The following is an 18267-nucleotide window of genomic DNA, read 5'->3' as shown; positions in this document are numbered from 1 at the left end:
ACCACCGGTGTACGGGGCGGCAGGTCGTTCACGAGCACAACGGCCCTCTCGAAACGCCCGGTCCTGCGGTCCCACCAACGTCACTCTCCGTTTCGTCCGGAACATCCCGCTCGGCGCGCGGCCCGAGCCGGTGCTGACTAGCGTGAAACCAGGAACCGACCAGGAACCAGGAATCAGCCACCCAACCGGAGAAGGTCGACGTCATGGCCGTACAACCTGAGGGAACGCCCTGCTGGGCGGACGCGATGTTCAGCGATGTCGAGGGAGCCAAGAGCTTCTACGGCGACGTGCTCGGCTGGACGTTCGGCGAGTCGTCCAGCGAGTTCGGCAACTACACGCAGGCCTACAAGGACGGCAAGGCGGTGGCCGCCGTCGTCCCGCCGATGCCCGGACAGGAGGGCCAGTCCGCCTGGTGCCTGTACTTCGCCTCGCCCGACGCCGCGGCCACCGCCCAGCGGATCCGGGACAACGGCGGCACCGTCCTGATGGACCCGATGCAGGTCAGTGACTTCGGCACGATGACGCTGGCCAGGGAGCCCAGCGGCGCCGTCTTCGGTGTCTGGCAGGCAGGCGTCCACGAGGGCTTCGAGGCGACCTCCGTGCCCGGCACATACGCCTGGGCCGAGGTCTTCACCCGCGAACCCGAGAAGACCGACGCGTTCCTCCCCGCCGTCTTCCCGTTCAGGGCGAAGCAGATGGAGGGGGACGAGTACGACTTCCGGACCTTCGACGTCGGCGAGGAAACGGTCCTTGGCCGGATGAAGATGACGGACGACTTCCCGCCCGAGGTCCCCAGCTACGTCAACGTGTACTTCGCCGTCGACGACTGCGACGCGGCGGTGGCGAAGGCGACCGAACTCGGCGCCGTTCTGCGCTTCGGGCCCATGAGCAGCCCCTTCGGCCGGTTCGCGGCGGTCACCGACCCGCAGGGCGCGTCGTTCTCCGTCATCGACCTCGACACCACCGAAGGCGACATGCCCAAGTTGACCGACGTGTCCTGAAACCGCCCCTCCTGCGGGCAACCGTGCGGACGCGGTTGCTCGTCCCTTCCTGTGGCCACCGCACCTCCGGGTGACCGACCCCCCACAGGAATCGCGAGTGACCGCATGCTCCGCATTCACTTCACGTCGCACGACCTCCAGAACATCCGTGTGGCACGGCAGCCGGATCCGCTGTGGGAACTGGTCTGCAGCGTCTGCCGGCTGGAGACCGGACAGGGACCGCTCGACTTCGGCCACTGGCGCCGCGCGGCCCGCGACCGGCTCTCCAAGGACGCGATCGCGGGCCGGGCGTTACGCCCGCTGCGGACGCTGATCCCCGCGGCCGGCTACATCCCGGACTTCCTCACGCCCCCGGTCACCGGCGGCGACCTGCCGGCCGGCCTCGACCAGTTGCGGCGCACCCCGCGCACCCGGCTGGTGCGTGACCTGACCCGGCTGGCCGACGCCCGCCCCGTTCCGGAGTGGGCGGGCTCGCTCGGCAGACCGGGCGGCGACCCGCTGAGATCCCTCGCGAACGCTCTCGGGATCTATTTCCGCGCCCTCCTGGAGCCGTACTGGCCGCACATCCGCACCGCGGTCGCGAACGACGTCGACCTGCGCTCCCGGGACCTCCTCGACGGCGGCACCCGGGCGCTGCTCGACGGCCTGCGTCCGCTGGCGCGCTGGAAGCCGCCCGTGCTCGAGGTGGAGTACCCCGTCGAGCGCGATCTCCATCTGGAGGGACGCGGCCTGCTCCTCGTCCCCTCCTTCTTCTGCTGGCGCCGGCCGACCGCGCTCGCCGATCCCGGCCTGGATCCGGTGCTCGTCTACCCGGTCAGGAAGGCGCCCCTCACCGTCGCGCGCGCCGCGGGCGACGGCCTTGAACGCCTGCTGGGCCGGACCCGCAGCGCCGTACTGGCCGAGGTGGCGGGCCGGTACGCCCGGACCACCTCGGAGGTGGCCGCGGCCGTGGGGATCGGGCTGCCCAGCGCCAGCTACCAGATCGGCGTGCTGCGCGACGGCGGGCTCGTGGCCAGCCGCCGTGACGGCAAGTGCGTCCTGCACACGGCCACCCCGCTCGGGCAGCGGCTCATCGCCGGTGGCGGCCTGCGACCCGGTACCGGAGCGGCCGTCGGACCGTGACATCATCGGGCGCATGCCTGAACGCGTTGTGGCCGCCTGTGACGGAGCCTCGAAGGGAAACCCGGGACCCGCCGGATGGGCCTGGGTCGTGGCCGACGGGGACGAGACCCCCACCCGATGGGAGGCCGGACCACTGGGTACGGCGACGAACAACGTCGCCGAACTCACCGCGCTGGAGCGCCTGTTGACGGCGATGGCCGCGGACGTCCCGCTGGAGATCCGGATGGACTCCCAGTACGCGATGAAGGCGGTCACTACCTGGCTGCCCGGCTGGAAGCGCAAGGGCTGGAAGACGGCCGCCGGAAAGCCCGTCGCCAACCAGGAACTGGTCGCCCGCATCGACGAACTCCTCACCGGCCGCTCCGTGGAGTTCCGCTACGTCCCCGCGCACCAGGTCGACGGCGACCGCCTGAACGACTTCGCGGACCGCGCCGCGAGCCAGGCGGCGATCGTCCAGGAGCCGGCCGGCAGCGACCTCGGTTCCCCGCAGCCGCCGGCCGCCCCCGACGCCGTACCGGCCGCCGCCGCGCGTCGGCGTGCCCCCGCGAAGACCGCGCGGCAGGGCAAGGGCCCCGCCCGCACCATCAAGGCGAAGTTCCCCGGCCGCTGCATGTGCGGCCGCCCCTACGCGGCGGGCGAGCCCATCGCCAAGAACGGCTCCGGCTGGGGACACCCCGACTGCGCCGCGGCCCAGCCGGCGGACGCGTAGCCCCCGGACCCCGCCGCCTCGGAGCCACGCCCGGATCGTCAGGCCGTGTCGAACGTGTAGTACGCCGTGTGGTCCAGCAGTTCCGCGGGCCGCACGTCGTTCCACGGCTTCATGGTCTCGTCGAGGTCGACGACGTCCGGGGTCCCGCTGACCGGCAGATACCCGGAGCCGGGATGCAGCCGCTGCCACTCGGTCCACAGTTTGTCGAGGTAGGCGTGGTGGAGCCAGAACACCGGGTCGTTGGGGGAGACCCCGGTGGCCATCTGGCCGCCGACCCAGACATGGACGCGGTTGTGCAGGTTGACGCCCCGCCAGCCTTCCAGGTGGTTGCGGAAGCCGTCGGAGGAGCTGTTCCACGGCGCCATGTCGTACGTCGGCATCGCGAGCACGGACTCCACCTCCGCCCGGGTGGGAAGTTCCCGGTCGCTGCCGCCGAGCGACCTGCGCAGGTACGTACGGCTGTCGACACGCACGTTGATCGGCCAGTCGCCGGCCGAGGCCGCGAAGGGGCCGTCCATCACCTGGCCGTCCCGGTCGCGCCCGGTGCCGCCGAGGAAGTCGGGCGCCCACAGGGCGGCACGGGGAGAGCGGTCGGTGCTCCAGTCCCAGTACGGCAGCGCGACGGAGGCGTCCACGGACTGGAGCGCCTTCTCGAACTCGATGAGGAATCTGCGGTGCCAGGGCAGGAAGGACGGTGAGCGGTGGCCGGTCCGCTCGCCGTCGTCCGTGTCGCCGACTATGAAGGCGTTGTGCGTCATGACGAAGTCGTCGTAGCGGCCACCGCGCTTGAGCCCCACCAGCGCGTCGGTGAAACGCCGCTTCTCCTCGGAAGTCAGGCTCGCCTGGTTCTTGCGGACGGTCATGTGCGGGACTCCACGGTCTGCTCGGGGGCGGGTCGGCCGGCGTCGAACGGGACGAGCGGGGCCCCTTGCAGTTCCACGACGGCGGCGCGGGCGGCGGCGCGCGGAGTGGCGACCGGGTCGTAGTGGCTGACGACGCTGATCCAGCTGCCGTCGGCGTTGCGCATCACGTGGAGTTCCACGCCGTCGATGAACACGGCGTATCCGGCGCCGTGTTGGTGCCCGCTCCCGGCGGCCGGGCCGCCCGTGATGCGACGGCCCCGGAAGATTTCGTCGAAGGTCTCCGGCCCGCCGTGGTCGTGTCCGGCGGCGGAGGCCGCGGAGGCGGCGCGGGGCTGGGACGCGGCCACGGCGGCCAGGGTGGCGGCAGCACCGAGGGCGCGGCGACGGGTGAGTTCCCGCATACGAAGTCCTCCTGTGTCGGACCCTGTTGAACGACTCGTATGCCTATCGGTTCGTCGGAGAGTGGGAGAAATCGTCGAATGCGGGGCGACCGTGATCCGAACAGGCCGACGCGAAGGTCCCTGTTACGCTGCGCAGTCAATTGACCGCTTTGTGCAACAAAGGGAGTGCGCGTGAAGATCGCGTGCGTCGGTGGCGGACCCGCCGGCCTGTACTTCTCGATCCTGATGAAGCGCCAGAACCCGTCCCACGACATCACCGTCCTCGAACGGAATCCGGCCGGGTCGACCTACGGCTGGGGTGTGACGTACTGGGCGGGCCTGCTCGACAAGCTCCGTGAGGGGGACCCCGAGTCCGCGCTCGCCGTCAGTGAGAACTCGGTCCGCTGGAGCGAGGGTGTCGCCCAGGTGGGCGGGCAGGCGACCGTGCATCCCGGCGACGAGGGCTTCGGTATCGGCCGCCACCAGCTGCTCGACCTACTCGCCGAACGGGCCCGGTCCCTCGGCGTGCGCGTCGACTTCGGGCACGAGGTGACCGCGGACCGGCTGCCCGACGCCGATCTCGTCGTCGCTGCCGACGGGGTCAACAGCGCGCTGCGCGAGTGCCACGCCGACCACTTCGGCAGCGCGGTCGAACTGGGCCGCAACACCTATCTCTGGCTCGGCACCACCAGGGTCCTCGACTCCTTCACCTTCTCCTTCGTGGAGACGGAGCACGGCTGGATCTGGTGCTACGCCTACCCGTTCAGCGGAGAGCACAGCACCTGTGTCGTCGAGTGCTCGCCCGAGACCTGGGCCGGTCTGGGGCTGGACACCGCGAGCGAGGGCGACGGCCTGGCACTGCTCGAAAAGCTCTTCGCCGACCTGCTGGACGGACACGGGCTCATCGGGCGGGCGCAGAACGACGGCAGTGCGCAATGGCTGAACTTCCGCACGCTGACCAACCGCACCTGGCGACGCGGCAATCTGGTCCTGATGGGCGACGCGGCCCACACCACGCACTACTCGATCGGCGCGGGCACCACCCTCGCCCTTGAGGACGCCCTGTCGCTCGCCGGGGCGCTGCGCCAGATCCCGGACCTGGACGCGGCGCTCGCCCACTACGAGCGCGAGCGTCGGGCGGCGCTCCTGTCGATCCAGAGCGCGGCCCGCCACAGCGCCCAGTGGTACGAGAACCTCCCGCGCTACATCCACCTCCCGCCGGCACAGATGTTCGCCCTGCTCGGGCAGCGCCACTCGCCGCTGCTGCCGTACGTTCCGCCGCAGCTCTACTACCGGATCGACCGCGCCGCCGGGCAGCTGGAAGCACTGCGCAGGTTCAAGCGCTGGCTGGGCCCGCGGCTGGCCCGTACCGTGCAGGCCCGCTCACGCCGGTAGCCGTTTGCGAAGACTTTCCTTGGGTGAATAGCAATTCACTAGCTATGGTGAATTGCTATTCACCCATTTTTCGTGGACTTCTGGAGTACCTGTGGCGGCCTTGCGTGAGCGATTGACGGTCCCTGTGCTGGCGTTCGGCGGGATCCTCATGGCGGTCACGCAGACGGTGGTCGTGCCGCTGCTGCCCGACCTGCCACGACTGACGGGCGCCTCGGCGGGCACCGTCTCCTGGATGGTGACGGCGACCCTGCTGTCCGGCGCGGTGCTCACTCCCGTACTGGGCAGGGCCGGGGACATGTACGGCAAGCGGCGCGTGCTGCTGATCGCCTTCGGTCTGATGACGCTGGGCTCGCTCGTCTGCGCCCTCACCTCCGACATCGGCGTACTGATTGCGGCCCGTGCGCTCCAGGGCGCTGCCGCCGCCGTCGTACCGCTGTCGATCAGCATCCTGCGCGACGAACTGCCGCCGGAGCGCACGGGTTCCGCCGTGGCGATGATGAGCTCCACCCTGGGCATCGGCGCCGCCCTCGGCCTGCCGCTCGCCGCGCTGATCGTCCAGTACGCCAACTGGCACGTCATGTTCTGGGTGACGACCGCGCTCGGTGCCGCCGCGCTCGCCGTCGCCTGGTGGGCGGTGCGTGAGTCGCCCGTCCGCGAGCCGGGCCGATTCGACGTGCCGGGCGCGCTGGGACTGGCCGCGGGCCTCGTCTGCCTGCTCCTGGGGGTGTCGCAGGGCGGCCAGTGGGGCTGGGGCAGCCCCAGGATCCTCGGGCTGTTCGCGGCCTGCGCGGTCGTCCTGACCCTGTGGTGGGTGCACCAGCTGCGTGCCCGAGGGCCGCTGGTCGACCTGCGACTGGCCACCCGCCCGCGGGTCGCGCTGCCGCACTTGGCCGCGCTCCTGACCGGCTTCTCCTTCTACGCCAACACCCTGGTCACCGCGCAGCTCGTGCAGGCGCCCGAGGCCACCGGCTACGGGCTCGGCCTCTCGATCGTGGCGACCGGCCTGTGCCTGCTGCCCAGCGGTGTGACGATGCTGCTGCTCTCGCCCGTCTCGGCGCGCATCTCGGTGTCCCGGGGCCCGCGCGTGACGCTGGCCATCGGCGCCGCGATCATCGCCCTCGGATATGCCGTGCGCATCGCGGACAGCCGCGACCTGTGGGTGATCATCCTGGGCGCCACGGTGGTGTCGACCGGAACGACCTTCGCCTACTCGGCCCTGCCCACCCTCATCATCCGTGCCGTGCCCGCCGGGCAGACCGCCTCCGCCAACGGTGTCAACGTCCTGATGCGAACCATCGGGCAGGCCGTGTGCAGCGCCGCCGTCGCCGCGGTACTCGTGCACCACACCAGCCTCGTCGGCGGCGTCTCCATCGCGACGCTGCACGGCTATCTCCTGGCCTTCGCCATGGCGGGTACCGTCGCCCTGGTGGCCTGTGCAGCGGCGCTCGCCATACCCGCCGATCCCGCCTCCCAGGACGCCGGACAGGCTCGCGACCGTACGGCGGCGTCCCGCGACGAGGCACTCGAAGGAGCCTGAGCACCGTGACCACCCCGCCCCCCGTTCTCGCGACGGCCGCCACCGCCGCGCCGCGCCGCGACGCCGAGGCGACGAAGGCGGCCATCCTCCGCGCGGCCCGTCATCTGCTGGCCCGCCGCGCCCACGCGGACATCACGCTCAAGGCGGTCGCCGACCGGGCCGGGGTGAGCCCGCCGCTGATCCTCAAGTACTTCGGCAACAAGGACGCGCTCTTCGCGCGCGTGATGTCCTTCGAGACCGACGCCACCACGCTGCTGGACGCGCCGCTGGAGGACCTCGGCCGGCACATGGTCCGACAGCTCCTGATCGGGCAGACGGAGCGGGGCGCCGACCCCGTCCTGCGCATCGTCTTCGCGCCGCTCCAGGGCGAACAGGGCGACATACTGCGCGCCAACTTCCGCACCCAGGTCAGCGATCGCCTCACCGAACGCCTCACCGGCCCCGACGCGGGCCTGCGTGCCGAACTCGCCGTCAGCACCCTGCTCGGCCTCGGCGTCATGTACGGCATCGCCCGCGGCACCAGCCTGCGCGCGACCGCGATCGAGGACATCGTCGACCGGTACGGCCCGACCGTGCAGGCCCACCTGACCCGCCCGGTGTGAGCGACCGGCCGTTCAGTTCACCCCTCGCGGGCGGAACTGGACGCTGATCCGTGGTCCCGCCGCGCGCGCCGACTTGGGGACGGCGTGCTCCCAGGTGCGCTGGCAGGAACCGCCCATCACGATCAGGTCGCCGTGCCCCAGCGGGCGCCGCACGACATTCCCGCCGCCGCGCGGGCGCAGCAGCAGATCGCGCGGCGCGCCAACGGAGAGGATCGCGACCATGGTGTCCTCGCGCGCACCCCGCCCGATCCGGTCCCCGTGCCAGGCCACGCTGTCACGGCCGTCGCGGTAGTAGCAGAGCCCGGCCGTGGCGAACGGCTCACCGAGCTCCTCGGCATAGTGCGCGGACAGCGCGTCCCGCGCCTCGTCCAGGACCGGATGCGGCAACGGGGCGCCGTCGCCGTAGTACGCGAGCAGTCTCGGTACGTCCACCACCTGCTCGTACATCTGCCGCCGCTCGGCACGCCACGGCACCTCGTCGACGAGCCGTGCGAAGAGGGCGTCGGCCCCGGTGAGCCACCCGGGCAGCAGATCGATCCAGGCGCCGTCGCCCAGCGCGGTGCGGCGCGTCCCCCTCAACGGGGTGAGGCGGAGTTCGTCGGTCTGGTCGAAGAGCGAGCCCTGGAGGTGCGTGGACATGCGTCCAGCGTACTCCTTAATCGAATGTGTGTTCCATGTGTCGGTCGGTGAGCCCCGGATCGTCGAGGACCTCGCGGATCACGTGCTCGGCGTCCGCGGACGATGGCGGCCCGCCCCGGTAGGCGGGCGGTCCCTCGGGCGGGTCGGCCCCTCGCGGAGCGGCGACGAATCCCCCGAGGTCGGCAGGTCGGCGGCGCACCCGCCCGCGTCGGTGAGACCGCCGGGGACCGGGAGCTCGCCCTCCAGCCGGCGGAGCACACTCCAGGGCCACGGGTACCCCGCGCCGGGGACGCCGGTCGCGAGGATCTCGGGGATGGGCAGCGGAAGCGGCGGGGCGAGGAGCGGCGCCACCGCCGTTCCTTCTCCCCGCCACCGGCGCCCTCCGGGGCGCGGGGGAAACGTACGGCCATGTCGTCGCCGAGCCGTAGAGGGCGTTGACGGCGCCGGCCGAGGTGACGTGGGCCGACAACTCCCGTACGAGCGCCTCGTCGACCGGCGTTTCATGGGCGTGCGTCGGAGCTGCGGACACGGGGAGCGCGCGAACAGGAGGGTGCCCCGCACCGGCGGGGCACCCTTCGCGGTCCCGGTCTCAGTGCTGCTGCGCCTTCTGCGGTGTCACCTCGCTGGGCCGTACGACGACGTACCCCTCGCCCTCCAGCTTGAGCTGCACGGCCTCACCGGAGCCGCCGCGGATCATCGAGCCGATCGACTGCGAACGGTGCAGGGAGGTGTGCAGGTTGGCGGTCCAGCCGACGATGGCGTCCGTGTCGACGAACACCGGCTGCTGCGGCGACACGGGGATGACCAGCGGACTTCCCTCGCACATCAGGCCGATTCTGCCCTGTCCGGTGAAGACGCTGTTGAAGAGGCCGCCGCCGGACATGCCCGCGCCCTTCACGGTCTTTATCTCGTAGGACACCGAGGCGTCGAAGCACAGCACGTTGCGCCCGTTGACGGTGAAGACGTCGCCCGGCTCGATGTCGACGATGAAACAGCTCTGCGCCTCGTGCGCGAACCAGGCCTCGCCCTGGCCGCGGACGGTCATCAGCGGCAGCCCCTCGCCGGTGACGGCCCGCTTGAGCATGCCGCCGACGCCCTGGCCCTTGCGTTCGAACTGGAGATTCCCCCGGTAGGCGATCATCGCGCCCTGGCGCGCGAACATGTCGCCGTTGACGGCGTACTTGATCGTCTTGGTGTTCTGGATGGTCATGCCCGGCGCGTGAGCGGGCTGCACCATGTGGTCGCTGGAAAAGAGATCACCCTTCATGCGGGCATCCTGTCCCGGAGGGTGCCGTTCCGCCAGGATCTGGGCCACCTGGAACGACACGAAGGGCCGGCCCGGGTGAACCGGACCGGCCCCGCGGGGAGTTGATCAGACGGCGCTGGGCGCGCTGACGTGCCCGAAGATGCGGTCGATGACCTCGGTCAGCTGCGCGGCGACCTCGGCGTCGTCGACCGGGTGGGTCTCGGCGAAGCGGACCACGGAGCCGGGGACGGAGAGCTTGATGTCCTCAAGGACGGTGCCGCCGGCGATGCCCACGGCCTTGCGGGCCTCGTCCTGCGCCCACACGCCGCCGAACTGGCCGTACGCGGTGCCGACCACGACGGTCGGCTTGCCGCTGAAGCCGCTGGCGCCGTAGGGGCGGGACAGCCAGTCGATGGCGTTCTTCAGCACGGCCGGAATCGTGCCGTTGTACTCCGGCGAGAACAGCAGGAAGGCGTCGGTGCGGGCCGCGGCCTCACGCAGCCGGGCCGCGGCGGCGGGCACGTCGCCCTCGACGTCGATGTCCTCGTTGTAGAAGGGGATCTCGGCCAGGCCCTCGAAAACCTCCACCTCCGCGCCCTCGGGCGCGAGCTTGACGGCCGCCTCGGCGAGCTGGCGGTTGTGGGAGCCGGCGCGCAGGCTGCCGACGAGCGCGAGGATGTGTACGGACATGGATATCTCCCGGAGCTGAAACATTGCTGCAATAAAGCGGACCGAGGTCCGTTTAAAGTTGTAGCACTGAAGTGGACCGTAGTCCAGTTGCCCTCCCGTGCCGTTACGCTGGCCCCATGTCCACTCCACTGCCGCCTTTTCCGAAGGGACAGGAACCGTCCGACGAGCCGGTCCTGATGGAGCTCACGCCCCGGGACGCGCCGCAGCTGCGCGCGGACGCGGCGCGCAACCGCGCTCGTCTGCTGGAGGCCGCCGCCCGGCTGGTGGAGGAGCGTGGGGCGGCCAACGTGACCATGGAGGACGTGGCCTGCGCGGCGGCGGTGGGCAAGGGGACCGTCTTCAGGCGGTTCGGCGACCGCACCGGCCTGCTGACGGCGCTCCTGGACCACACCGAACAGCGGTTCCAGGCCGGATTCCTGAGTGGTCCGGCGCCGTTGGGCCCCGGCGCCTCACCGGTGGAGCGTCTGCACGCCTTCGGCTGCGCCTCGCTGCGTCAGACGTCCGAGCAGCTCGACCTGTATCTCGCGGCCGAACCGGACGCCGGTCACCGCTTCAGCTCCGCGCCGTACCGCGTCCGGCTGATGCACGTGACGATGCTGCTGCGGTCGGCCGTCCCGGAGGCGGACACGGACCTGATCGCGCAGACGCTGATGGGGTATCTGGACCCCGCGCGCATCCACCACCTGACCCGCCAGTGCGGGATGCCCATTGAGCGCCTGGAGTCCGGCTGGCGCGACCTGGTGAACCGGAGCACCTCCGCGGTCTGAGCCGGAACGGCGGAGGGCGGCCGACGCGAGCATGCTCGCACCGGCCGCCCGGAAGTGAGGCCCTGTCAGCGGTGAGACCTCGTCAGCTGAGTGGATCCAGCGTGATGTAGGCCTGCTGCGGATTGCCGTCGTGCACCAGCGACTCGTGGGCGCCCACGTCGTCGAAGGCGAACGCGTAGGCCTTGCCGTCCGCCATCTGCGCGTGGATCAGACGGGCGTAGTGGTTGGTCACCGAGTCCTTGTAGAAGTTCGCCGAGCCGGTGTCCGGCTGGTTGGCGTTGACCAGGAGGGTCGAGCGGTTGAAGCCCGCGCACAGGGTGCGGGAAATCGGGCCGCGCACCAGGTCGTTGGGGGCGTCGAGGAGCTTGTGGCAGCCGAAGATGCTGTCGGCGTCCGGCTTCTGGAAGCTGGTGACGACCGCTCCGGAGCTGTTGGTGAAGTTCATGACGTTCCCCGAGACCCGCCCGAAGTACTTGGTGTTGGGCTGGTCGACGAAGGGTGTCACCGTCAGCGTCGCGGAACTGTATCTCGCCCACACGCGGTTGATGTAGTCGTCCATGACGGTGCCGGACAGCACGCCCGATCCGACGGCGTGGCCGGGGGCGAGCGCTCGCAGGACGGTGCCGTCGGACCGCGTCTGGAGCAGGTTCGCCCAGCCGCCGGACTGACCGCGCAGGCCGTTGATGACCGCGTTGTACCCGCCCGCCTTGAGGTGGCCGGTGGTCTTCACCGTCCCGTCGGCGAGCTGGACTCCGACGGCGTAGGGGGCCGAGAACATGTCCACCTGGGTGCTGTTGAGCCACAGCCCGGCGTCGTTGAGCGTGTACTCGGACCAGTTGAAGAGGATGTTGCGATTGGGGTCGCTCGGGTTCTGCACGGCCGGCTGCACCAGACCGCCGGTCGTCAGCCGGAAGTCGAGCTTCTGCCCGTACGAGAAGTAGACCCGGCCGGAGAACTTGGGGAGCCGGATCGTCACCGACTGGCCGCTGGCGGGACCGGCGATCGAGGCGTCCGGTGCGGGGGTCGGCGGATTGCCGCCGGCAGGCCAGGCGTGGAAGGTGCCGTTCGCGTCGGCCCAGCCCTGTTGTCCGGTCGTCAGCAGTGTTCCGAGGTTGTAGATGTAGACCGGGCCGCTGCGGCCCGAGTTGTTCGTGAACTTGAGCGGGATGGTCGCCGGGACGGCGGCCTCGGCCCCGGACGGGGCTCCGAACGTCAACAGGGCGGCGGCGAGGGTGGTGGTGGCCACCGCCAGGGACCGCCATCTGAGTCTTCTGAACACGCTCTTCCTCCTTCGGACGGGGCGCCTCCGGTAATTCTGAGAGCGCTCTCACGATTGCGCCGAGCCGCGTACATGTCAACGGTTCACACAAAATTGGTCTGGTCCAAGTCGGCTGTCCCGGCGACCGGGCCGCGGTGAGGGGGTACTCCGATAGGCCCACGCCGTTCGCGCCGCCGGGCGTCGGCACGGAGCATGAGGGAGTCCGTACGGCAGGAAGAGGACGAGCCCCATGACCAGACGCACCCCCCACGGCACCGGCCGGCCTGGCCGCTCACGCGAGATCGCCGGCGCCCTGCTGGCCACGCTCGCGTGCGGTGCCGCACTCGTCTCGTGCGGCACGGACAGTGACAGTGACGGTGGCGCGTCCGCCAGCGCGCGTCCCTCCGCGCCGAACGCGTCCTCCTTCACGGGGACCGCGCCGTCCGCCCTGGCCTCGGAGGCCGCCTCGGCCGTCGACTCCGCCCGCGCCTCCGCCTCCGCGGCGGCCTCCTCCGCGTCCGCCCGCGCCTCCGGTTTCCTGGCCTCGGTCGACGCCGACACGGCGCGGGCCGGTGAGGTGGCCGAGGAGGAACTCAAGGACGTCCGGGGCAGCGGCAACGCCACCTCCGACGTGGCCATCACCGGAGTGCCCACGGCCCAGACCGGCGGACTCCTCGCCGTGCTCGTCGCCATTACCAACAAGACGGACCAGCAGGCCTCCTACGCCGTGCAGGTCGACTTCGAGGACTCGGACGGCAAGGTCGTGGAGACCCGGTTCGTGGGGGCGGAGGATCTCGACCCCGGCGAGCGGGCCGAGCCGGTCGCCATCAGCACGAAGCCGTTGAAGCCGAAACTGACGGCTCGGCTTGCCAAGGCTCAGCGGTACTGACTTTTCTGCCCCACGGCACCGACTGGCGTCGGGCTTCGGCCCCCAGCGACACCCGGCCGGCGTCAGACTTCCGGACCCAGCGACACCCCGCGGCACCCACCGGCGTCAGCCGTCCGTCCCCGCGGCACCGGCGGGCGTCAGACCCGCCGGTGGCGGTGCCGTGCCGCCTCTCCCGCCGCCGGCAGGCGTCAGGCCTCACCTTCCCGCACCAGGTGCAGCATGGTGCTGGACCAGTCGCCCGGGGGCAGCGGGATGGCCAGGCCGTATTCGCCGAGTACGGCGGCGTGGTGGACGGTGCCGGTGCGGGTGTCGCGGTAGCGGGCGCCGGGGGTCAGGCCGCGTGGGCGGACCGGCAGTTGGGGGGCGCCGTGGCGGGAGACGCGCCGGTAGGCGAGGAGCAGGGTCTCCGAGGCGTCCGCCGCGGTGTACTGCACCACCGAGACGGCGTCCTCGGCCGGCGGTGCCAGACGGTCGAGCCTGCCGTGCTGCACGAGATGGCGGACCTGCTTGTACTCGGCCACCAGGGCCGCGCCCTCCCGCAGCTCCTCCTCGGACCAGCGGGTGAGATCGCCCCCGACGCCCAGCGCTCCGGCCATCGCCACATGGAAACGGAAACGCAGCGGAACCGTCCGGCCGGTGAGCTGGTTCGGCACGTCCGTCACCCACGCACCCATCGTGCGCGCGGGATAGACCTGGCCGTAGCCGTGCTGGATGCCCATCCGGTCGGCCGCGTCGGTGTTGTCCGACGCCCACGCCTGGTCCGTACGGCCGAGGATGCCCAGGTCGACCCGCCCGCCGCCACCACTGCACGCCTCGATCCGCAACGCGGGGTGATCCGCGCGGAGACGGTCGATGACGTCGTACAGGTTGCGCACGTACCGGGGTCCGAGGCGGTCGGCGCCGTCGGGCTCGCCCGGCCAACCGGCCTCGCTGAACGCCCGGTTCATGTCCCACTTGAGGAAGTCGATGCCGTGGTCGCCGACCAGCCGGGTCAGCCAGCCGTACGCCCAGTCCGCGACGTCGCGGCGGGCGAAGTTCAGGACGAGCTGGTTGCGCAGCTCGGAGCGCGGGCGGTCGGGGAAGTGCAGGACCCAGTCCGGGTGTTGGCGGTAGAGGTCGCTGTCAGGGTTGACCATCTCCGGCTCCACCCACAGCCCGAACCTCATCCCCAGCCGGTGCACCGTCTCCACCAGCGGGGTCAGCCCGTCGGGGAAGCGGTCGGCCGAGGGCGTCCAGTCGCCGAGCCCCGCGTGATCGCTGCGGCGCGCCCCGAACCAGCCGTCGTCGACGACGTACAGCTCGACGCCGAGCTCCGCCGCCCGCTCGGCGAGCGCCTTCTGGCTGACCTCGTCGACATCGAAGCCCGTCGCCTCCCAGGAGTTGTAGAGCAGCGGCGCGATCTCGTCGGCCCGCGGCAGGACATGGGCGAGGGTGTACGCGTGCCACGCGCGACTGGCCGCGCCGAACCCGCCGTCGGTGAACAGGCCGGCGAACGGGGGAGTGGTGAACTCCTCGCCCGGCGCGAGGGGCACACTCGTACCGTCGTGGCCGATGCCGCCGGTGAATCCGGCCCGGCCGTCCGGGGTGCGCTGCGCGGTGATCCGCCAACTCCCGCTCCAGGCAAGGGCGGCACTCCACACCCGGCCGTGCTCCTCGGTGGCCTCGCCCGCGTCGAGCATCACCCAGGGGTTGGCGTGATGGCTCGTGATACCACGGCGGCTGGTCAACACCGTCTCGCCGTACGGCAGTCGATCGCGGCGCAACTGACTCTCGGCGGACCACTGGCCGGTGACGTGGCTGAGTCGGTAGTCCCGCAGCGGGGGCAGCGTCCAGGCCGCCGAGTCGGTGCGCGGCAACGTGACGGACTCGTCACCGGCGTTGTGGACGACGGTCCAGCGTTCGACGACGTCCGTGTCGGCCCGCACGCGGTAGTGGAGCGTCACATGCAGCGGGTAGTGACGGTCGCGGAAGGACAGCGCCAGCTCGTCGTCCGTGACCCGGCTGCCGGTGGACAGCCACTCGAAGGCGCGCGATCCGTCCGCGAACCGGACCTGGAGGGACGGGGGCCCGTAGCGCGTGCCGCCGTCCACGGGAAGCTCCTCCCCGACCGGAGGCACCCCCTCGAAGCTGCTCACCGCCGGAGCAGGCGGCACGACGAGTGACTCCGCCTCCGCGAGCGTCAGCCGCGGACCCCACGCGAGATGGCAGGGGGCCCCGGTCTCGTCGATCCGCAACGCGTACGACGTGTTCGGTGTGGCCAGCAGCCAGACCCCGGTGTCCGGGGCGAAGGAGATCATCGACAGGGGTCCTCACGTTCCAGTGGTGCCACGAGATGGTCGAAAGCCAACCTTGACCTTCGATCATGTGTCAACACCTTGTCCAGATCTGTCTTTTGCAGGTGATGGCTACCTCATGGAAGCCTCACAAGATAATCCTGCTTCTTTTATTGACAGCAGAAAATAAGGGACTTAGGTTCCGGCCATGCGCTCGACCAGTCGAACAGAGGCGTTCCCGGGTCACACGCCGGCCGTCTCCCAGATCTTCACCACCGTGCTGTCCCATGGCCCGCTCACGCGGTCGGAGATCGCGGGACGGACCCAGCTGTCCGCGGCGGCGGTCACCAAGGCGGTCCGCCCCCTGATCGAGGCCGGCTACCTCCAGGAGGAGGTGGACGACGCGAGGCAGTCCTCGCTCGGCAGGCCCGCCAACCCGGTGCTGGTGGACGGGGGCAGGGCCCTGTTCATCGGGATCAAGGTGACGGGCGACGAACTCATCGCCGTGCTCACCGACCTGTGCTGCCGCATCCGGGTCGCCCGGCATGTGCCCCTCACCTCCCGTGACCCCAAGGCGGTGCTGGCCTCCATCGCGGCGCTGGTCCAGGAACTCCTGACGGAGGCCGACGGCTTCGGGGTCCAGGTGCAGGGCCTGGGGATCGCGGTCTCCGGCGACGTGGACCGCGCGGCGGGCGTGGTGCGGTACTCACCCTTCCTCGACTGGCGCGACGTGCCCCTCGCCGATCTGGCCCGGATGACGACAGGCCTGCCGGTCACCGTCGACAACGACGTCCGGGCGCTGACCGTCGCCGAGCAGTGGTTCGGCGCGGGGGTCGGCCTGTCCGCCTTCGCGCTGGTCACCGTCGGAGCCGGTATCGGCTGCGGTCTCGTGGTGCACGGGCAGGTCGTGTCCGGGGCGCACGGCGTCGCCGGGGAGATCGGGCACGTGGCCATCGACCCGGCCGGCCCCCTCTGCCACTGCGGCAACCGGGGCTGTGTGGAGTCGATCGCCTCGGACTCCGCGATCGTCGCGCGAGTGCGCGAGGTGACCGGCGTCCAGGTCGCCGACGCCGCCGAGGCCCTGGACCTCGCCCATGACGGGAACCCCGGCGCGCGGGAGGTGTACGCGCGGGCCGGAGAGGCGATCGGCCGCGGCATCGCGACCGTGGCCAACCTGCTCGGCCCCGAGCGGGTGATCATCTCCGGCGAGGGGCTGGCGGCGTACGACCTGTTCGCCGAACAGATCCGGGACGCCTTCGGGGCGGCGGCCTTCGGGTCGGCCGCGCGGTGTGACGTACAGACCCGCCCGCTGCCCTTCGAGGAGTGGGCGCGCGGGGCCGCGGCCACCGCCATCCAGTCCTTCATCCGAGCCGACACGTGACGACCGGCCCACCCGGCCGCACCGAAACCCACCACTGACACGCACCGCCACGCACCGACACCGCGGATCCGCGCCGGCACGCACCGACATGCGCTGGATCCGGGCGGCGCGCACCGACTACGTACTGACACGAACCGACTACGTACTGGCGCCACCGCTGAGCGCCGAATCGCACCGACCTGCCCGAGGAGCAACGATGACGCAGCAGAGCCGCAACCCCTTGGCTGCGCGCGGACCCAGCCGCCGCCGAGTGACCGGTGGCCTGATGGGGCTCGGGGCCGCCGCCCTGGCCGCGCCCGTTCTCACCGCGTGCGGTGGGGGACCGGGAGCCGACCCGAAGACGGTCACCTTCGGGTCCAACGGCGCCGACGCCACCCCGAAGAAGGCCTACGCCACCGTCACCGACGCCTTCACCGAGAAGAGCGGACTGAAGGTCAAGACGAACACCGTCGACCACGACACCTTCCAGAAGAGCATCACCACGTATCTCCAGGGCACCCCGGACGACGTCTTCACCTGGTTCGCCGGCTACCGCATGCAGTACTTCGCCAAGAAGAACCTGGCCACCCCGATCGACGACGTCTGGGACAAGATAGGCGGCGGTTTCAGCGACGCCGCCAAGCAGCTCTCGAAGGGCGAGGACGGCAAGTACTACTTCGTTCCGCTGTACAACTACCCGTGGGCGGTCTTCTACCGCAAGAGCGTGTTCGAGGAGCGCGGCTACGAAGTCCCCGGAAAATGGAGCGAGTTCGTCGCCCTCGCCAAGAAGATGAAGGCGGACGGCCTCTCCCCGGTCACCTCCGGTTACGGCGGCGGCGACACCTGGAGCATCCTCGGCGCCTTCGACTACATCGACCTCCGGGCCAACGGCTACGACTTCCACATGTCGCTGCTGCGCGGCGAGACCTCCTGGACCGACAAGCGCGCCTTCGCCGTCCTCGACACCTGGCGTGAGCTGAGCCCCTACTACCAGCCGAGCGGTGGCGGCCGCTCCTGGCAGGACGCCGCGCAGTCCCTGCTGGACAAGAAGTCCGGCATGTCGGTGACCGGCCTCTTCCTGGGCCAGCAGATCACCGACGAGACGGTCCGCGGCGACCTCGACTTCTTCCCCTTCCCTGAGATCGACTCCGCCCACGGACAGGACGCCGTCGAGGCCCCCACCGACGGGTTCATGCTCAGCCGCAGCCCGAAGAACGACGACGGCGCCAGGAAGTTCCTGGAGTTCCTCGGCGGCGCGCAGGCCGAGGAACTGTACGGGGGCGTCGACCCGAGCAACCTCGGCGTCAACGAGAAGACCGCCACCACCTCGTACAACGCCCTCCAGAAGAAGTCCGCCGAACTCATCGGCTCCGCGAAGAACATCAGCCAGTTCGCCGACCGCGACAGCGACCCCGGCTTCATCTCCACCGTCGTACTGCCCGGCCTGACCGAGTGGCTCAGCCACCCCGACGACGGCGCCGAGACCCTGAAGAAGATCGAGTCGCAGCGCTCGCGCTACTTCACGGCCTGACCAGG

General features: G+C 70.8%; 18 protein-coding genes. 10 read left to right on the top strand and 8 right to left on the bottom strand.

Features of this window, described 5'->3' with window-relative positions; genetic code table 11:
- The first annotated feature begins 203 nt into the window (after positions 1–203).
- From ACIP79_RS36195 to ACIP79_RS36185, 3 genes are all read left to right on the top strand, one after another.
- Positions 204–1001 (top strand): VOC family protein, encoded by a 798-nt coding sequence (locus tag ACIP79_RS36195; RefSeq protein ID WP_401230553.1) that lies wholly within the window; start codon positions 204–206, stop codon positions 999–1001.
- Between the two features lie 105 nt (positions 1002–1106).
- Complete coding sequence (locus ACIP79_RS36190) at positions 1107–2123, top strand: ArsR/SmtB family transcription factor (protein WP_401230551.1); 1017 nt, start codon at positions 1107–1109, stop codon at positions 2121–2123.
- 1 nt (position 2124) lies between these two features.
- A complete protein-coding gene (locus ACIP79_RS36185; protein ID WP_401230843.1) occupies positions 2125–2832 on the top strand; it encodes a ribonuclease H in 708 nt (235 codons plus the stop codon).
- 38 nt (positions 2833–2870) lie between these two features.
- Here ACIP79_RS36185 and ACIP79_RS36180 read toward each other — a convergent pair whose 3' ends face one another.
- Positions 2871–3695, bottom strand: a complete 825-nt coding sequence (locus ACIP79_RS36180) for a tyrosinase family protein (protein ID WP_401230548.1) — start codon at positions 3693–3695, stop codon at positions 2871–2873.
- Positions 3692–4096, bottom strand: coding sequence for a tyrosinase cofactor (locus ACIP79_RS36175; protein WP_401230545.1), 405 nt, complete (start codon positions 4094–4096; stop codon positions 3692–3694). Before ACIP79_RS36175 ends, ACIP79_RS36180 begins: the two co-directional genes overlap by 4 nt.
- Positions 4097–4267: 171 nt before the next feature.
- Between ACIP79_RS36175 and ACIP79_RS36170 the strand changes: the two genes are divergently transcribed.
- Genes ACIP79_RS36170 through ACIP79_RS36160 form a run of 3 tightly spaced genes read left to right on the top strand, consistent with a single transcriptional unit; the run spans position 4268 to position 7609 of the window.
- Positions 4268–5470, top strand: a complete 1203-nt coding sequence (locus ACIP79_RS36170; protein WP_401230543.1) for an FAD-dependent monooxygenase — start codon at positions 4268–4270, stop codon at positions 5468–5470.
- 52 nt (positions 5471–5522) lie between these two features.
- Positions 5523–7007, top strand: a complete 1485-nt coding sequence (locus ACIP79_RS36165; RefSeq protein ID WP_401230540.1) for an MFS transporter — start codon at positions 5523–5525, stop codon at positions 7005–7007.
- Positions 7004–7609: a TetR family transcriptional regulator gene (locus ACIP79_RS36160; RefSeq protein ID WP_401230840.1), complete on the top strand. Its 606-nt coding sequence runs from the start codon at positions 7004–7006 to the stop codon at positions 7607–7609. The genes ACIP79_RS36165 and ACIP79_RS36160 overlap by 4 nt, the downstream gene beginning before the upstream one ends.
- A 12-nt stretch (positions 7610–7621) precedes the next feature.
- Here the strand turns inward: ACIP79_RS36160 and ACIP79_RS36155 are convergent, their stop codons facing one another.
- The 4 genes from ACIP79_RS36155 to ACIP79_RS36140 all read right to left on the bottom strand — a co-directional run bounded on the left by ACIP79_RS36155 (position 7622) and on the right by ACIP79_RS36140 (position 10184).
- On the bottom strand, positions 7622–8248 hold the full coding sequence (locus ACIP79_RS36155) for an alpha-ketoglutarate-dependent dioxygenase AlkB (protein ID WP_401230537.1): 627 nt from the start codon (positions 8246–8248) through the stop codon (positions 7622–7624).
- Positions 8249–8326: 78 nt separating this feature from the next.
- Positions 8327–8599 carry a hypothetical protein gene (locus ACIP79_RS36150; protein ID WP_401230535.1) on the bottom strand — a complete coding sequence of 91 codons (273 nt, stop codon included), beginning with the start codon at positions 8597–8599 and terminating at the stop codon, positions 8327–8329.
- 238 nt (positions 8600–8837) lie between these two features.
- Positions 8838–9515 carry an AIM24 family protein gene (locus ACIP79_RS36145; protein WP_383688036.1) on the bottom strand — a complete coding sequence of 226 codons (678 nt, stop codon included), beginning with the start codon at positions 9513–9515 and terminating at the stop codon, positions 8838–8840.
- Positions 9516–9620: 105 nt separating this feature from the next.
- Positions 9621–10184: an NADPH-dependent FMN reductase gene (locus ACIP79_RS36140; protein WP_401230532.1), complete on the bottom strand. Its 564-nt coding sequence runs from the start codon at positions 10182–10184 to the stop codon at positions 9621–9623.
- Between the two features lie 116 nt (positions 10185–10300).
- On the opposite strand from ACIP79_RS36140, the gene ACIP79_RS36135 reads away from it, so the two are divergent.
- Positions 10301–10951 carry a TetR/AcrR family transcriptional regulator gene (locus ACIP79_RS36135; RefSeq protein ID WP_401230529.1) on the top strand — a complete coding sequence of 217 codons (651 nt, stop codon included), beginning with the start codon at positions 10301–10303 and terminating at the stop codon, positions 10949–10951.
- A gap of 82 nt (positions 10952–11033) precedes the next feature.
- On the opposite strand, the gene ACIP79_RS36130 is transcribed toward ACIP79_RS36135, so the two are convergent.
- Positions 11034–12230: a glycoside hydrolase family 64 protein gene (locus tag ACIP79_RS36130; RefSeq protein ID WP_401230527.1), complete on the bottom strand. Its 1197-nt coding sequence runs from the start codon at positions 12228–12230 to the stop codon at positions 11034–11036.
- Between the two features lie 229 nt (positions 12231–12459).
- Here ACIP79_RS36130 and ACIP79_RS36125 point away from each other — a divergent pair, with 229 nt between their 5' ends.
- Positions 12460–13098, top strand: coding sequence for a hypothetical protein (locus ACIP79_RS36125; RefSeq protein WP_401230524.1), 639 nt, complete (start codon positions 12460–12462; stop codon positions 13096–13098).
- A gap of 188 nt (positions 13099–13286) precedes the next feature.
- Here ACIP79_RS36125 and ACIP79_RS36120 read toward each other — a convergent pair whose 3' ends face one another.
- Complete coding sequence (locus tag ACIP79_RS36120; protein WP_401230521.1) at positions 13287–15395, bottom strand: alpha-galactosidase; 2109 nt, start codon at positions 15393–15395, stop codon at positions 13287–13289.
- A gap of 184 nt (positions 15396–15579) precedes the next feature.
- Here ACIP79_RS36120 and ACIP79_RS36115 point away from each other — a divergent pair, with 184 nt between their 5' ends.
- On the top strand, positions 15580–16752 hold the full coding sequence (locus ACIP79_RS36115) for an ROK family protein (protein ID WP_387186712.1): 1173 nt from the start codon (positions 15580–15582) through the stop codon (positions 16750–16752).
- Positions 16753–16948: 196 nt separating this feature from the next.
- Positions 16949–18262, top strand: coding sequence for an ABC transporter substrate-binding protein (locus ACIP79_RS36110; protein WP_401230518.1), 1314 nt, complete (start codon positions 16949–16951; stop codon positions 18260–18262).
- Positions 18263–18267: the final 5 nt, after the last annotated feature.

The organism is Streptomyces sp. NPDC088747 (assembly GCF_044751025.1).
Classification (GTDB): Bacteria; Actinomycetota; Actinomycetes; order Streptomycetales; family Streptomycetaceae; genus Streptomyces.
The sequence above is the reverse complement of the archived record's forward strand: the minus strand, read 5'-3'. Positions and strand labels throughout refer to the sequence as shown.

What these genes read in the sequence shown, in the direction of transcription:
- ACIP79_RS36195 (WP_401230553.1), top strand. Translation starts at nt 204, where the DNA reads ATGGCCGTACAACCTGAGGGAACGCCCTGCTGGGCGGACGCGATGTTC.
- ACIP79_RS36190 (WP_401230551.1), top strand. Translation starts at nt 1,107, where the DNA reads ATGCTCCGCATTCACTTCACGTCGCACGACCTCCAGAACATCCGTGTG.
- ACIP79_RS36180 (WP_401230548.1), bottom strand. Translation starts at nt 3,695, where the DNA reads ATGACCGTCCGCAAGAACCAGGCGAGCCTGACTTCCGAGGAGAAGCGG.
- ACIP79_RS36175 (WP_401230545.1), bottom strand. Translation starts at nt 4,096, where the DNA reads ATGCGGGAACTCACCCGTCGCCGCGCCCTCGGTGCTGCCGCCACCCTG.
- ACIP79_RS36155 (WP_401230537.1), bottom strand. Translation starts at nt 8,248, where the DNA reads ATGTCCACGCACCTCCAGGGCTCGCTCTTCGACCAGACCGACGAACTC.
- ACIP79_RS36145 (WP_383688036.1), bottom strand. Translation starts at nt 9,515, where the DNA reads ATGAAGGGTGATCTCTTTTCCAGCGACCACATGGTGCAGCCCGCTCAC.
- ACIP79_RS36140 (WP_401230532.1), bottom strand. Translation starts at nt 10,184, where the DNA reads ATGTCCGTACACATCCTCGCGCTCGTCGGCAGCCTGCGCGCCGGCTCC.
- ACIP79_RS36135 (WP_401230529.1), top strand. Translation starts at nt 10,301, where the DNA reads ATGTCCACTCCACTGCCGCCTTTTCCGAAGGGACAGGAACCGTCCGAC.
- ACIP79_RS36125 (WP_401230524.1), top strand. Translation starts at nt 12,460, where the DNA reads ATGACCAGACGCACCCCCCACGGCACCGGCCGGCCTGGCCGCTCACGC.
- ACIP79_RS36120 (WP_401230521.1), bottom strand. Translation starts at nt 15,395, where the DNA reads ATGATCTCCTTCGCCCCGGACACCGGGGTCTGGCTGCTGGCCACACCG.
- ACIP79_RS36115 (WP_387186712.1), top strand. Translation starts at nt 15,580, where the DNA reads ATGCGCTCGACCAGTCGAACAGAGGCGTTCCCGGGTCACACGCCGGCC.
- ACIP79_RS36110 (WP_401230518.1), top strand. Translation starts at nt 16,949, where the DNA reads ATGACGCAGCAGAGCCGCAACCCCTTGGCTGCGCGCGGACCCAGCCGC.